Origin of the sequence: Shinella zoogloeoides, assembly GCF_003574625.1 — a bacterium.
GTDB classification, from domain to species: Bacteria; Pseudomonadota; Alphaproteobacteria; order Rhizobiales; family Rhizobiaceae; genus Shinella; species Shinella zoogloeoides_A.
Genome location: NZ_QNUJ01000005.1, coordinates 138,383 through 152,223, shown reverse-complemented (window position 1 = coordinate 152,223; position 13,841 = coordinate 138,383). Strand labels below are relative to the sequence as shown.

The following is a 13,841-nucleotide window of genomic DNA, read 5'->3' as shown; positions in this document are numbered from 1 at the left end:
CAAGGCGATGGAATGAGCGTCGCCCGGTGCTCGTATATTGGGGCATGAACGGAAAGACACCCGGCTTCAACGTGATCGGACAGCTTGCGGCGCTGAGGCGCTACGCCCTGTCGCTCGTCCGCAATCCGGACGAGGCGGAAGACCTCGTGCACGACGCGCTGGTGAAAGCCTATGAGCGGCAGTCGACCTTCCGCACCGGCGCGAATGTCCGCAACTGGCTGATGTCGATCCTGCACAATGCCCATATCGACCGCCTGCGCCAGCGCCGCTCGCAGCAGCGCCGCCACGATGCGGCGGCCGAGATCGCGGAGACCTCCGCGCCGGCCAATCAGGATCATTCGGTGCGGCTCACCCAGCTGCGCGACGCCTTCTTCGGCCTGCCGGAGGAGCAGCGCGCGGCGCTGCATCTCGTCGCCATCGAGGAGCTTTCCTATCAGGAGGCCGCCGATACGCTCGGCATCCCGGTCGGCACGCTGATGTCGCGCGTCGCCCGCGCCCGCCAGCGGCTGCGCAGCTTCGAACAGGGCGGCAGCGCCGCACCCGTCACCCATCTCAGGATTGTCGGAGGCACCGGCGATGACAAGCAATGACCCCATCCTCGAAACCGACCTCAACGCCTATGTCGACGACCAGCTCGCCGTCGGCCGGCGCATCGAGGTCGAGGCCTATCTCTCCGAACGGCCGGAAGTGGCCGCACAGATCATGAAGGACCTGCGCGTGCGCGACGAACTGCGCCTCGCGCTCGCCGACCATCGCACCGTGACACGGCAGGAAACCCGCGAGGCCGCGCGGCTTCTCGAGCGGGCGCTGTCGCATCGCCGCGTCTTCTCCGTCTTCCGCCGCGCCGCCGCCATCGCGCTCTTCATCGCGGCAGGCTGGGTCGCCCATGCGGCGCTCGGGCCCTTCGGCGCGACGCAGGTCGTCGCCTCCACGCCGCCGCCCGCCTTCGTCGAGGAGGCCGTGCGCGCGCACCGGACGACGCTGCTGCGCGACAGCATGACCTCGCAGCCGGAAATCGAGACCTTCGACCCGGCGGAGATCCGCTCGGCGACGGCCATCGTGCTGCCGGACCTGCCGAAGGGCTGGACCGTCATCGACACGCAGGTCTTCCCCTCCGCCTACGGCCCGAGCGTCGAGCTGGTGCTGGAACCGGCGAAGGGGGAGCGCCTGTCGCTCTTCGCCGTGCGCCCCGGTTCCTTCGCCGTGCAGCACGTCCTGCTCTTCCATGCCGACAACGCCCGGGCCGCCTATTGGCAGATCGGCGACGCCGCCTATGCGCTGGTGTCGGAAAGCCGCAAGGCCGACGACCTGGCGGACACCGCACGGGACCTTTCCCGCACGCTCCACTGATCAACCGCTTCCAGACCGAAGGAGATTCTCGATGGAACCCGTACAACAGCGTTTCGGCTATGGCGCCCAGGCGCAGTCGGCCGCCCTCTTCGACGAGGGCCTGCGCCAGCACATGCTGCGCGTCTACAACTACATGGGCGCCGGCCTCGTCATCACCGGTCTCATCGCCTTCGTCGTCGGCTCGACGCCGGCGCTCTACGTGCCGATCTTCTCCTCGCCGCTGAAATGGGTGGTGATGCTGGCCCCGCTCGCCTTCGTCCTGTTCTTCTCGTTCAAGATCCAGACCATGTCGGCCAACGCCGCGCAGATGACCTTCTGGGCCTTCTGCGCCGTCATGGGCCTGTCGCTCGCCTCGGTGTTCCTCGTCTTCACCGGCATGAGCATCGCCCGCACCTTCTTCATCGCCGCCACCATGTTCGGCGCCACCAGCCTCTACGGCTACGTGACGAAGCGCGATCTCTCGAAGTTCGGCTCGTTTCTGATGATGGGTCTCATCGGCGTGATCATCGCCTCCATCGTCAACATCTTCCTCGGCTCCAGCGCCCTGCAGTTCGCCGTCTCGGTGATCGGCATCCTCGTCTTCGTCGGCCTCACCGCCTGGGACACGCAGAACATCAAGGAGCAGTATGCGGAAAATATCGGCCACGAGTCGCAGCAGAAGATGGCCGTGTTCGGCGCGCTGTCGCTCTACCTCAACTTCGTCAACATCTTCCAGCTCCTGCTGAACTTCACCGGCGAGCGCGAATAGTCGTTAGAGCAGCTGACTCTTAATCAGCGGCTCGAAGGGAACGGCGGGGCAAGACCCCGCCGTTTCTTTTTGCCATCAACCGCTCCACACTTACCGTCGTCATCCTCGACCTTGAGCCGAGAATCTACCAACGCATCAAAACCCGGGACGTTGGCAGATGCTCGGGACAGGCCCGAGCATGACGCAGGAAAAGACAGAATGCGGCGCAACAAAACGTAAGAAATAACTTACGCAAATTACCCCGTTGACAAATCTCCACGCAGCGTCTTTGCTTGGGACATTCACCAGGGGGGTCCCGACAAGGGGCTGAGATACTGCTGGCATTCGCAGCGCAGTGACCCGTTGAACCTGATCCAGTTCATACTGGCGTAGGGACGGTGCAAGCGCTGTGGCAGGCTATCCGCAACCCGGATTCCGTCTCCCGCGTCCTTCCATCATTCCGGCTCTAGGACTGGGTCTCCAAACGAAAACTTGGAGCCTCACGATGAATATTGCCGCTCAAAAGCTCACCCCCACCGTCACGACGGGCGCCCTTCCCGCCTCGCGGAAGATCCACATTCCCGGCGAACGACACCCGGACATCCGCGTGCCGATGCGCGAGATCGCCCTGCACCCGACCTCCGGCGAACCGCCGGTCGTCGTCTACGACGCCTCCGGCCCCTATACCGATCCCGCCCATGTCGTTTCCATCGAGGGCGGCCTGCCCCGCCTTCGCGAAGGCTGGGTCGCTGCCCGCGGCGATACGCAAGCCTATGACGGCCGCCACGTCCGCCCCGAGGACAACGGCTTTGCCACCGGCGAGCGCCTGACACCGGAATTCCCGGTGCTGAGCCGCCCGCGCCGCGCGACGGACGGCAAGGCGGTGACGCAGCTCGCCTATGCCCGCGCCGGCATCGTCACGCCCGAGATGGAATTCATCGCCATCCGCGAAAACCTCGGCCGCAAGGCGGCGAGGGAAGCGCTTGCCCGTGACGGCGAGAGCTTCGGCGCGCATATCCCGGATTTCGTGACGCCGGAATTCGTGCGGCAGGAAGTGGCGAGCGGCCGGGCCGTCATCCCCGCCAACATCAACCACCCGGAAGCCGAGCCTATGATCATCGGCCGCAACTTCCTGGTGAAGATCAACGCCAATATTGGCAATTCCGCCGTCACCTCCTCCATGGCGGAAGAGGTGGAGAAGATGGTCTGGGCGATCCGCTGGGGCGCCGATACGGTCATGGACCTTTCGACCGGCCGCAACATCCACAATATCCGCGAATGGATCATCCGCAACTCGCCGGTCCCCATCGGCACCGTGCCGCTCTACCAGGCGCTGGAGAAGGTGAACGGCATCGCCGAGGACCTGACTTGGGAGGTCTACCGCGACACGCTGATCGAACAGGCCGAGCAGGGCGTCGACTATTTCACCATCCATGCCGGCGTGCGGCTGCACTACATTCCGCTGACGGTGAACCGCGTCACCGGCATCGTCTCGCGCGGCGGCTCGATCATGGCCAAGTGGTGTCTGCATCACCACAAGGAAAGCTTCCTCTACGAGCATTTCGAGGAAATCTGCGACATCGCCCGCGCTTATGACGTCACCTTCTCGCTCGGCGACGGCCTGCGCCCCGGCTCGATCGCCGACGCCAACGACGCCGCGCAGTTCGCCGAACTCGAAACGCTCGGCGAACTGACGCAGATCGCTTGGGCGAAGGACTGCCAGGTCATGATCGAAGGCCCCGGCCATGTGCCGATGCACAAGATCAAGGAGAACATGGACAAGCAGCTGAAGACCTGCGGCGAGGCCCCGTTCTACACGCTCGGCCCGCTGACGACGGACATCGCGCCCGGCTACGACCACATCACCTCGGGCATCGGCGCGGCGATGATCGGCTGGTTCGGCACGGCCATGCTCTGCTACGTCACGCCCAAGGAACATCTCGGCCTGCCCGACCGCGACGACGTGAAGGTCGGCGTCATCACCTACAAGATCGCCGCCCATGCCGCCGATCTTGCCAAGGGCCATCCGGCCGCGAAGATCCGCGACGACGCGCTGTCGCGCGCCCGCTTCGAGTTCCGCTGGGAGGACCAGTTCAACCTCTCGCTCGACCCGGAGACGGCCCGTGCCTTCCATGACGAGACGCTGCCCAAGGAGGCGCACAAGGTCGCGCATTTCTGCTCCATGTGCGGCCCGAAATTCTGCTCCATGCGCATCTCGCACGATATCCGCGCCGAGGCGCAGAAGGAGGGACTGGAGGCCATGGCCGCGAAATTCCGCGAGGGCGGCGACCTCTACATGCCGCTTTCGGGAGAATGACCATGCGCATCCTCGTCAAGGGCGCCGGCGTCGCCGGCCTTGCCACCGCCTGGCAGCTCTACCGCCACGGCTTCGACGTCACCATTTCGGAAAGCCGGGAAAGGGCGGGCCTCGGCGCCTCCGGCTTTGCCGGCGGCATGCTCGCGCCCTGGTGCGAGCGGGAAAGCGCCGAGGAAGAGGTGCTGGCGCTCGGCCGCCTTGCCGCCGACTGGTGGGAAGCCGCGCTCCCCGGCCATGTGCATCGCAAGGGCACGCTGGTCGTCGCCGCCGGCCGCGATGCCGGCGAGCTCGAACGCTTCGCCGGACGGACGAGCGGCTGGGAATGGCTGGACGAGGCGGCCATCGCCGCGCTGGAGCCGGACCTTGCCGGCCGCTTCCGCCGGGCGCTGTTCTTCCGCGAGGAAGCCCATCTCGATCCGCGGCAGGCGCTGGCGGCGCTGACCGCCAGCCTCGAGGAGGCGCGCATGCGCTTCCTCTTCGGCGCGGGCGGCAAGGCCGGTGGCCATGACCGGGTGATCGACTGCACCGGCGCGGCGCGGATCGGCCGCCTGCCGGGCCTGCGGGGCGTGCGCGGCGAAATGCTCGGCCTCGAAACCGCCGAGATTCGCCTGTCCCGCCCCGTCCGCCTGCTCCACCCCCGCCATCCGATCTATATTGTGCCGCGGGAGGCGGGCCGCTTCATGGTCGGCGCGACGATGATCGAGAGCGACGATGCCGGCCCCGTCACCGCCCGCTCGCTGATGGAGCTGCTGAACGCCGCCTATGCCCTGCATCCGGCCTTCGGCGAGGCGCGGCTCGTGGAGACCGGCGCGGGCATCCGCCCGGCCTATCCCGACAATCTTCCACGCGTGAGCGAGGATGGCGAGACCATCCATGTGAACGGCCTCTACCGGCACGGCTTCCTGCTGGCGCCCGCCATGGCCGGCGAGGTCGCCCGCATCCTCCTTCGCCAGAGGCAATTCGAAAGGAAGGCATCATGACCCTCATCATCAACGGCGAGGAACAGGAAGTCGCCGCCGCGACGCTCGCCGATCTCCTCTCCGCCCTCGACTACGAAGGCGACTGGCTGGCGACGGCAGTGAACGGCGAGCTGGTGCACCGCGAGGACCGCGCCGCCTTCCCGCTCGGCGAGCGCGACCGCGTCGAGATCCTTTCCCCCATGCAGGGAGGCTGACATGCTGAAACTCTACGATGCCGAGGTCGGCTCCCGGCTGCTGCTCGGCACCGCGCGCTACCCCTCCCCGGCCATTCTCGCGGAGGCTGTGCGGCGCTCGAAGGCGGAGATCGTCACGGTTTCCCTGCGCCGGGAAAATGCCGGCGGCAAGGCGGGCGGCGCCTTTTTCGAACTGATCGGGGAGCTCGGCGTGCGCGTGCTGCCCAACACCGCCGGCTGCCACAGCGTCAAGGAAGCCGTGCTGACGGCGAAGATGGCGCGCGAGGTCTTCCGCACCGACTGGATCAAGCTGGAGGTGATCGGCCATCACGACACGCTCCAGCCCGATGTCTTCGGCCTCGTCGAGGCGGCGCGCATCCTGACCGGCGAAGGCTTTCAGGTCTTCCCCTATACGACCGACGACCTTGTCGTCGCCGAAAGGCTGCTGGAGGCCGGCTGCCGGGTGCTGATGCCCTGGTGCGCGCCCATCGGCTCGGCCATGGGGCCGGTCAACCCGATGGCGCTGCGCGCCTTCCGCGCGCATTTCCCGGATATTCCGCTGATCGTCGATGCCGGCATCGGCCGCCCATCGCATGCCGCCACCGTCATGGAGCACGGCTACGATGCCGTGCTGCTCAACACCGCCGTCGCCGGCGCGGGCGATCCCGCCGCCATGGCGGAAGCCTTTGCGCTCGCCATTGCGGCCGGCCGCCTCGCCCATGCGGCGGTGCCGCTCGAGCCGCGCGACATGGCCGTCCCCTCCACTCCCGTCATCGGAAAGGCCGTCTTTTCATGAAGCTCGATCCCTTCTACCTCATCGTCGACAGCGCCGACTGGATCGAGCGGCTCGTGCCACTCGGCGTCAGGCTCGTGCAGCTACGCATGAAGGACCTGCCGGAGGATCGCCTGCGCGCGGAAATCCGCCGCGCGAAAACGGCCTGCGCCGCCGGGGGCTGCCAGCTCATCGTCAACGATTACTGGCAAATCGCCATCGAGGAGGGCTGCGACTTCGTGCATCTCGGGCAGGAGGACCTTGCCGGGGCCGACATCGCCGCCATCCGCGCGAGCGGCATGAAGCTCGGCCTTTCCACCCATGACGCGGCGGAGCTTGAAACGGCGCTCGCCGCACGGCCCGATTACATTGCGCTCGGCCCCGTCTGGCCGACGATCCTGAAGAAGATGAAATGGGCGCCGCAGGGCGTCGAGCGCCTCGCCGACTGGAAGGCCCGCATCGCGCCGCTTCCCCTCGTCGCCATCGGCGGCCTCAATCCGGATCGCCTCTCCGCTGTCTTCGAGAACGGCGCCGACAGCGCCGCCGTCGTCACCGACATCACGCTGAATGCCGACCCGGAGGCCCGTACCCGAGAATGGATCGAGCGCACCGCCCGCTGGCGATGATCGCCGGCTGCGGTTACGGACCTTTCCTTTCGGCGCCGCGATGCTAGTTTGCAGGTAGCAACCACAGGAGCATTGCATGAAGATCAGCGCGCGCAACCGCCTCAAGGGCAAGATCGTCGAAGTCACTCTCGGCGCGACCACCGCCCATGTCCGCATCGATGTCGGCGGCGGTTCGATCATCACCGCCTCGATCACCAACGAAGCCGTCAACGAGCTCGGCCTTGCCGCCGGGCAGGAAGCCTATGCGGTCGTCAAGGCCTCCGACGTGATGGTCGCCGTCGACGACTAATCGCCGGCCTTCCTGCACATCTGCGCCTGGCCGGTCTCGAAATCGCCCGGCTGGGGCGGTGCGATCGGCTTGAAGAGCGTGCGGTCCGGCTTCAGGTCGATCAACGGCGTGCCGTCGAGGCAATCGAGGCCGCGCACGAAGAGGCGATTGCCTTCGATCTTCTCCAACACGACGATCGAGGTTCCGATCGGGTTCGGCCGCACGGGCGAACGCAGCGAGAAGGTGCCGTGCACCTCGCCGTTCGACGCCGGGCTCTGCAGCACGAGGTCGCGGCGCGACTGGTGCAGCCAGTAAAGCACTTCCAGCCGCTCGAACCGCTCGACACCCGTCAAGGCCTGCACCCAGGGCTCGAAGATCTCGATAGTGCAGACCGGTCCGTCATGACGCCCCTGCCGCGGCGTTTCCATGCGTGCGGTCCAGGGCGTCGAAATCCGGCCGATGAAGACGAGCTGCGCATCCGCCGTTTCCGGCGGCGTGATCGCGACCTCGTTCCTGCGGATTTCGTTCAGCCGGACCATGCTCATCTCCATCGTTATATTTTCTAAAATACGACGTTAGCGGCCGCCGAAAACTTTTTAAAGATATAAATCTCGATATATCTTGATTCCAGATATATCGGGATTTATATCGGGACCATGAGACACAGAATGGGATGCGGCCCTCACCGCCACTTTTCACCGCCCGACGATCGTTCGGGTCCCTTCCATCGCGGCCGCCATCATGGCCCCGGCCGGGGTGGCCGCCACGGCGGACGCCTCTTCGACTACGGCGAGCTGCGCCTCTTGCTGCTCGCCATCATCGCCGATGCGCCGAGCCATGGCTATGAGCTGATCAAGACCATCGAGGAACGCTTCGGCGGCAGCTACAGCCCGAGCCCGGGCGTCATCTATCCGACGCTCTCCTGGCTGGATGACATGGGCTATGCCGTGATCGAACCGGCCGAAGGCGGCCGCAAGCGTTACAGCATCACGCCGGAAGGCAAGGCCTTCCTCGCTGCCAACCGCGCGGCCATCGACGAGCTCATGGCGCGCGCCGGCAGCGGCGGACCGCGCGGCCGCGAAGGCGTGCCCGCCCCGGTCGTGCGCGCCATGGAAAACCTGAAACTCGCCATGCGGCTTCGCCTCCGCCGGGGAGACGTGAGCGAGGAGGCGGCAGCCGCCATCGCCGCCGCGCTCGACCTTGCCGCCCAGACCGTGGAGAAAAGCTGATGACCGCCGCAACGAGCAAGACCGCCATCGCCACCGAACAGGCAAGCCGCTACCTGCAGCAGCTCTGCAAGCATTTCGCCCACAAGCTGCCCGTGAAGTTCGACGAGCATGACGGAGAGATCACCTTCTCCATCGGCGAATGCCGGCTGAAGGCGGACGGCGCGGCGCTGCATATCGACCTTGCCGCGCCCAAGGCGGAGGACATGGAGCAGTTGAAGGACGTGGTGATCCGCCACCTCGTCCGCTTCGCCTTCCGCGAGGAACTGCAGGTGGACTGGCAGGACGCCTGACCGGCCTGGGACCGATCGACATTCAGTTCAGGCTGAGCCGAAAAATGGTGCTTTTCCGGGATCCGGAGCGCAGCGTACTTTCGGTACGTGAGCACCGGAAGCCCGGAAAAGTGCCGTTTGCAGGCCGGCATGGGCTGAATGGCGATCGGTGCTATTCCTCGCCGCCCAGCTTCAAGGCGGCGAGTTCCTCCAGCATGTCGAGAAGGATATCGATCCTCTCCGCCCCGAAGCGCGCGTCGATCTCCGCATAGACGCGCAGGGCGTCCGGCATCACCTCGTCGATCATCGCCTGCCCCGCCGGCGCCAGCGTCAGGAGGACGCGGCGCTTGTCCTCCTTGTCCTTGTGGCGAAAGATCAGCTTGCGCTGCTGGAGCGAGCGCAGCATGCGCGTGAGGCTCGGCGCGAGGATGAAGGCCTTCTCCGCCACTTCCGACGCATCCACCATGCCCTCGTCGGCAAGCACGCGCAGGACGCGCCATTGCTGCTCGGTCACGTCGTGATCGACGAGGATGGGCCGGAAATGGCGCATCACCGCCTCGCGCGCTTTCAAGAGGCCGATCGGCAGCGAGCGCCGGCACGCGCCCTGCGGCGCGTCTTTCGCCGTCTCGGGAGTGCTCTTCTCTGGCGGGTCGCTGTTCCTCATCGTTCCCCTATCCGCGATTTTTCCGGCCCGTGCAAGGAAAGGCGGGAAGAACGGATGATCGCAGCGACGCCCCATGCTAGCCTCACGCCGAACACCAGCCAGCGAAAGTGCAGCCATGCCCGCCGAAAACACCAGGACCGACCGCAGCTATGTCTTCGCGCCGGCCCCCGTTCCCGCTTTGCCCATCGAAGGGAGCGCCGCGCTCTTCCCGGTCCACCGCATCTATTGCGTCGGCCGCAACTTTGCCGACCACGCCATCGAGATGGGCCACGATCCGGACAGGGAGCCGCCCTTCTTCTTCCAGAAGAATCCCGACACGCTCGTCGCGCCGGAACGCGGCTTTCCCTATCCGCCCGCCAGCAGCGACGTGCATCACGAGGTCGAGCTGGTCGTCGCGCTGAAGGAGGGCGGCAGCGACATTCCGGTCGAGCGGGCGCTCGGCTGCGTCTACGGCTACGCCATCGGCATCGACATGACCCGCCGCGACCTGCAGGCTGAGGCGAAGAAGCTGGGGCGGCCCTGGGAGGTCGCCAAGGCCTTCGAGCATGCCGCGCCCTGCGGGCCGATCCATCCCGCCGCTACCGTCGGCCATCCGGCGGCCGGCACGATCCGGCTGACGGTCAACGGCATGATCCGGCAGGAGGGAAACCTCGACCAGATGATCTGGAAAGTCCCGGAGATGATTTCCTGCCTTTCCCGCCTCTTCACGCTCGCGCCGGGCGACCTGATCTTCGCCGGCACGCCCGCCGGCGTCGGCGCGGTCAGGAGGGGCGACACGATGCACGCGCAGATCGACGGACTCGGCGGCATCGCCGTCACCGTCATCTGAGACATTTGCTCGTACTGCGACAGGACGCCACGCACGATCCCGCGCCCTTGTTTGATTAAAGTCAAAGAAGGAGCGGCCCGGCGGGTCTACTTCCTCCTCATGAACGTGAGACGTTCGTCATCAAGGAGAACTCCAGTGCGTATCATGGCAAAGAGCATCGTCGGCGCGGCAGCGGTCATTCTGGCGCTCGCGCTTCCGGCAGCGGCGGCAGATTTCGAGGTGCACATGCTCAACAAGGGCGCCGAGGGCGCCATGGTGTTCGAGCCGGCCTTCGTGAAGGTCGCGCCCGGCGACACCGTAACCTTCATCCCCACCGACAAGGGGCATAATGTCGAGACGATCAAGGACATGATCCCGGAAGGCGCGGAAGCCTTCAAGAGCAAGATGAACGAGCACTACAAGGTCACGTTCGACAAGGCCGGCGCCTATGGCGTCAAGTGCACGCCGCATGTCGGCATGGGCATGGTGGGCCTCGTCGTCGTCGGCGACGCGCCGGCCAATATCGATGCGGTCAAGACCGGCAAGCTGCCGAAGAAGGCACGCGAGCGCCTGGACGCCGCCATCGCGGCAGCGGGGCTGTAAAGCAAGTTCCAGCAAAAGTGCGCAGCGGTTTTGCGTCCGGAATTGCGTAGAGCTTCCCTTTCAGGGGCGGGGGCAGGAACCCGGGACGGAGCAATCCGTCCCGGGTTTTCCTTTGCCCGCGTTCTGTAAGCCGCCAAGTTCCATCTTCTGCATGATGCTGATTTGCACATTTAATTTTCTAATGAGGCTGCCGCCTGCTAGTTTGCCCCCACACACCAACGGGATGCGCATGCTGAAACTCGCTTTTCTCTCGGCCTGGCTCGTCCTCACGGCCCTCTGCCCTCCCCTTTTTGCTGCCGATGACACCATGAATATCCAACTGCACAAGGCGGCCGCGGCCGACGACGTCGCCGCCATAAGGACGCTGCTTTCGAAGGGCGCGGAGATCGACGCGCGCGATGCGAGCGGCGCGACGGCGCTGCTGGTCGCCACCCACGGCAACAAGGTGAACGCCGCCCGGGCCCTGATCGAGGCCGGCGCCGACGTCAATGCCAAGGACCAGATCAGCGACAGCCCCTATCTCTATGCCGGCGCGCGCGGCCATCTCGACATCCTCAAGCTGACGCTCAGCCACGGCGCGGACCTCAGGAGCACCAACCGCTACGGCGGCACCGCGCTCATCCCCGCCAGCGAGCGCGGCCATGTCGAGACCGTCGATACGCTGATCAAGGCCGGCGTCGACGTCGACCATGTGAACCGCCTCGGCTGGACGGCGCTTCTCGAAGCGATCATTCTCGGCGACGGGGGACCGCGCCATGTGAGGATCGTCGCCCTGCTGATCAGGGCCGGCGCGAAGGTCGACCTTGCCGACAATGACGGCGTGACGCCCCTCCAGCATGCCCGCGGCCGCGGCCAGGGCGAAATCGTCGCCCTCCTGGAGAAGGCTGGGGCGAAGTAACACCGCACGGACTATCGGAAACACTCAAGACAAAGGGCCTGAGACGATGCAAAGAAGCTACTATTCCTCCCTCGGCGGCCACCCGCCGCAGACCGACCTGCTGACCGGCCGCGCCGTGTTCACCGAGGCCTATGCGGTCATTCCGAAAGGGGTGATGCAGGACATCGTCACCTCCTACCTGCCGTTCTGGAACGACACGCGCTGCTGGGTCATCGCCCGCCCGCTTTCCGGCTTCGCCGAGACCTTCTCGCAGTACGTCATGGAAGTCGCCCCGGGCGGCGGCAGCGACAGGCCCGAGCAGGACCCGGAGGCCGAAGGCGTGCTCTTCGTCGTCGACGGCGAAGTGGAACTGACCCTGCCGACCGGCAAGCACACGCTCCAGCCGGGCGGCTACGCCTTCCTGCCGCCGGGCCTCAAGTGGTCGCTCCATAACCGCTCGCGCGCCCATGCCCGTTTCCACTGGGTCCGCAAGGCCTACGAGGCCGTCGACGGCCTGCCGCATCCCGAGCCGCTGATCCTCAACGAAAAGGACATCTCCCCGGCCGCGATGCCCGACACCAATGGCGGGTGGGCGACGACGCGCTTCGTCGATCCCTCCGACCTTCGCCACGACATGCATGTGACCATCGTCACGCTGCAGCCGGGCGCCGTCATTCCCTTCGCCGAGACCCATGTCATGGAGCATGGCCTCTATGTGCTGCAGGGCAAGGCCGTCTACCGTCTCAACCAGGACTGGGTGGAAGTGGAAGCCGGCGACTTCATGTGGCTGCGCGCCTTCTGCCCGCAGGCCTGCTATGCCGGCGGCCCGGAGCCGTTCCGCTACCTGCTCTACAAGGACGTCAACCGCCACATGGCGCTGAAGCCCTTCGGCGCGCGCCGCTAGGCGGCATTCGCTCAGGCCTTTTTTTAGAAACCCGCACCCGGCCGGCGCGGGTTTTTTCATGCGGCAAGGGCCATGGCCTCGGGATAGCGGCGCGGGTTGAAGCGCATATAGAGCAGCGCCGTCACCAGCACGCAGCCGAAATGCAGCATCCAGCCGGCGGCAAAACCGCCCGTCCAGTCATGCAGCACCGCCATCGCATAGGGCCCGATGGCGGCAAGCAGGAAGCCGCCGCCCTGCATCAGCGCGGCGAGCGCTCCGGCCTGCTCGGGCCGCGGCAGGTGATCGAGCGCCGTGACGATGGCGAGCGCGAAGCTGCCACCGAGGCCCGCGCCGCAGAGCCCCGCCCAGGCGGCGGGCGCAAGGCCGGGGGCCGTCGCAAGGCCGAAGAAGCCGATGCCCTGGAAGAGGATGGTGAGCCACAGCCAGCCGCGGCGGTCGATATTGCGGCGCGCGAGGATGGGAAGGCCGAGTGCGGCCGTTGCCTGACAGACCGCCATGACGGCGACGAGACCGCTGCTGTCGGCGCTCGTCCAGCCCTGCGCCTGATAGTAGGGCGCAAGCCAGGCGATCATCGAGGTATAGCCGGTATTGACCAGCCCGAAGGCGGCCATCAGCACCCAGGTTCGCGGCCGGCGCAGAAGCTGGCGCGTCAGCGCGCCGTCCGGCTTGCTGGCCTCCACATCGGAAAGGATGCGCCATGCGGCGGCCAGCGCCACGGCCACCGGCAGCGCCAGCCAGGCGAGCGCCGCCCGCCAGCTGTAGCCGGCATGGACGAGCATCGGCATCAGCCGCGCCCCGAACGCTCCGCCGGCCATGATCATCGCGGAATAGAGGCCCGTCACCACCGGCACGCTGTTCGGGAAACGCGCCTTGATGATGCCGGGAAAGGCCGCCTGGATGAAGGCGACGCCGATGCCGCAAAGCGCGGCCGTCGCGATTAGCGCCAGCCCGCCGGAGGCGACGACCCGCAGCGCCGAACCGGCAAGCAGGATGAGAAGCGCGAGGAGAAGGCCGCGCCGGGTGCCGATCCGCATCTGGATGCCCGGCGCCACGAAGGCACCGAGGCCCATCAGGAACATCGGCAGCAGCGTGAGCATTGCGATGCCGCTATAGCCGAGGCCGGTATCGGCAACGATCTCCGCGAGGATCGGAGCGGGGGCGGCAAGGAAGGGCCGAAGGTTGAGGCCGACCAGAACGACCAGTGCAAGCATGGCCCAATCGCGGCCGGGGCGCGTATCCGTCATCATTCGACTTTCATGCTGAAACGGGGTTTG

Annotated in this window: 18 protein-coding genes and 1 riboswitch; of the genes, 15 read left to right on the top strand and 3 right to left on the bottom strand. The window is 66.4% G+C overall.

The genetic code is table 11. From position 1 onward, the window contains the following. Positions 1 to 44 precede the first annotated feature (44 nt). The 9 genes from DSD28_RS11505 (at position 45) to DSD28_RS11465 (ending at position 7,234) form a co-directional block, all read left to right on the top strand. A complete protein-coding gene (locus DSD28_RS11505; RefSeq protein WP_119256541.1) occupies positions 45 to 590 on the top strand; it encodes a sigma-70 family RNA polymerase sigma factor in 546 nt (181 codons plus the stop codon). Beyond that, positions 577 to 1,350, top strand: coding sequence for an anti-sigma factor family protein (locus DSD28_RS11500; RefSeq protein WP_119256540.1), 774 nt, complete (start codon positions 577 to 579; stop codon positions 1,348 to 1,350). Before DSD28_RS11505 ends, DSD28_RS11500 begins: the two co-directional genes overlap by 14 nt. Positions 1,351 to 1,381: 31 nt before the next feature. Continuing rightward, on the top strand, positions 1,382 to 2,098 hold the full coding sequence (locus DSD28_RS11495; RefSeq protein ID WP_119256539.1) for a Bax inhibitor-1/YccA family protein: 717 nt from the start codon (positions 1,382 to 1,384) through the stop codon (positions 2,096 to 2,098). Positions 2,099 to 2,374: 276 nt separating this feature from the next. Then, positions 2,375 to 2,491, top strand: a riboswitch (TPP riboswitch). A gap of 91 nt (positions 2,492 to 2,582) precedes the next feature. Beyond that, the gene (gene thiC / locus DSD28_RS11490; RefSeq protein ID WP_119256538.1) at positions 2,583 to 4,394 is read left to right on the top strand and encodes a phosphomethylpyrimidine synthase ThiC; all 1,812 of its coding nucleotides are present in this window, start codon (positions 2,583 to 2,585) and stop codon (positions 4,392 to 4,394) included. 2 nt (positions 4,395 to 4,396) lie between these two features. Continuing rightward, positions 4,397 to 5,374: a glycine oxidase ThiO gene (gene thiO, locus DSD28_RS11485; protein ID WP_205536196.1), complete on the top strand. Its 978-nt coding sequence runs from the start codon at positions 4,397 to 4,399 to the stop codon at positions 5,372 to 5,374. Beyond that, complete coding sequence (gene thiS, locus DSD28_RS11480) at positions 5,371 to 5,568, top strand: sulfur carrier protein ThiS (protein WP_119256536.1); 198 nt, start codon at positions 5,371 to 5,373, stop codon at positions 5,566 to 5,568. Before thiO ends, thiS begins: the two co-directional genes overlap by 4 nt. A 1-nt stretch (position 5,569) precedes the next feature. Then, entirely contained in the window at positions 5,570 to 6,343 is a 774-nt protein-coding gene (locus tag DSD28_RS11475) for a thiazole synthase (protein ID WP_119256535.1), read from the top strand. Then, on the top strand, positions 6,340 to 6,945 hold the full coding sequence (locus DSD28_RS11470) for a thiamine phosphate synthase (RefSeq protein WP_119256534.1): 606 nt from the start codon (positions 6,340 to 6,342) through the stop codon (positions 6,943 to 6,945). The genes DSD28_RS11475 and DSD28_RS11470 overlap by 4 nt, the downstream gene beginning before the upstream one ends. 76 nt (positions 6,946 to 7,021) lie before the next feature. After that, positions 7,022 to 7,234, top strand: coding sequence for a TOBE domain-containing protein (locus DSD28_RS11465; protein ID WP_119256533.1), 213 nt, complete (start codon positions 7,022 to 7,024; stop codon positions 7,232 to 7,234). On the opposite strand, the gene tsaA is transcribed toward DSD28_RS11465, so the two are convergent. Continuing rightward, positions 7,231 to 7,752, bottom strand: a complete 522-nt coding sequence (gene tsaA / locus DSD28_RS11460; protein ID WP_119256780.1) for a tRNA (N6-threonylcarbamoyladenosine(37)-N6)-methyltransferase TrmO — start codon at positions 7,750 to 7,752, stop codon at positions 7,231 to 7,233. The genes DSD28_RS11465 and tsaA overlap by 4 nt on opposite strands. A 129-nt stretch (positions 7,753 to 7,881) precedes the next feature. On the opposite strand from tsaA, the gene DSD28_RS11455 reads away from it, so the two are divergent. Together DSD28_RS11455 and DSD28_RS11450 are read left to right on the top strand one after the other, a co-directional pair. Next, a complete protein-coding gene (locus tag DSD28_RS11455; RefSeq protein ID WP_119256532.1) occupies positions 7,882 to 8,442 on the top strand; it encodes a PadR family transcriptional regulator in 561 nt (186 codons plus the stop codon). Continuing rightward, on the top strand, positions 8,442 to 8,732 hold the full coding sequence (locus tag DSD28_RS11450; protein WP_119256531.1) for a DUF2218 domain-containing protein: 291 nt from the start codon (positions 8,442 to 8,444) through the stop codon (positions 8,730 to 8,732). Before DSD28_RS11455 ends, DSD28_RS11450 begins: the two co-directional genes overlap by 1 nt. A 151-nt stretch (positions 8,733 to 8,883) precedes the next feature. Here DSD28_RS11450 and hpaR read toward each other — a convergent pair whose 3' ends face one another. Then, positions 8,884 to 9,375, bottom strand: a complete 492-nt coding sequence (hpaR, locus tag DSD28_RS11445; protein WP_119256530.1) for a homoprotocatechuate degradation operon regulator HpaR — start codon at positions 9,373 to 9,375, stop codon at positions 8,884 to 8,886. Between the two features lie 115 nt (positions 9,376 to 9,490). On the opposite strand from hpaR, the gene DSD28_RS11440 reads away from it, so the two are divergent. The 4 genes from DSD28_RS11440 to DSD28_RS11425 all read left to right on the top strand — a co-directional run bounded on the left by DSD28_RS11440 (position 9,491) and on the right by DSD28_RS11425 (position 12,567). Next, positions 9,491 to 10,204, top strand: coding sequence for a fumarylacetoacetate hydrolase family protein (locus DSD28_RS11440; RefSeq protein ID WP_119256529.1), 714 nt, complete (start codon positions 9,491 to 9,493; stop codon positions 10,202 to 10,204). A gap of 144 nt (positions 10,205 to 10,348) precedes the next feature. Continuing rightward, positions 10,349 to 10,786 (top strand): pseudoazurin, encoded by a 438-nt coding sequence (locus DSD28_RS11435; protein ID WP_409530000.1) that lies wholly within the window; start codon positions 10,349 to 10,351, stop codon positions 10,784 to 10,786. Positions 10,787 to 11,093: 307 nt separating this feature from the next. Continuing rightward, positions 11,094 to 11,684: an ankyrin repeat domain-containing protein gene (locus tag DSD28_RS11430; RefSeq protein WP_119256779.1), complete on the top strand. Its 591-nt coding sequence runs from the start codon at positions 11,094 to 11,096 to the stop codon at positions 11,682 to 11,684. Positions 11,685 to 11,730: 46 nt separating this feature from the next. Beyond that, a complete protein-coding gene (locus DSD28_RS11425; RefSeq protein WP_119256527.1) occupies positions 11,731 to 12,567 on the top strand; it encodes a bifunctional allantoicase/(S)-ureidoglycine aminohydrolase in 837 nt (278 codons plus the stop codon). A 56-nt stretch (positions 12,568 to 12,623) separates the two neighbouring features. Here DSD28_RS11425 and DSD28_RS11420 read toward each other — a convergent pair whose 3' ends face one another. Then, positions 12,624 to 13,811, bottom strand: a complete 1,188-nt coding sequence (locus DSD28_RS11420; protein ID WP_119256778.1) for a cyanate transporter — start codon at positions 13,809 to 13,811, stop codon at positions 12,624 to 12,626. Positions 13,812 to 13,841 lie beyond the last annotated feature (30 nt).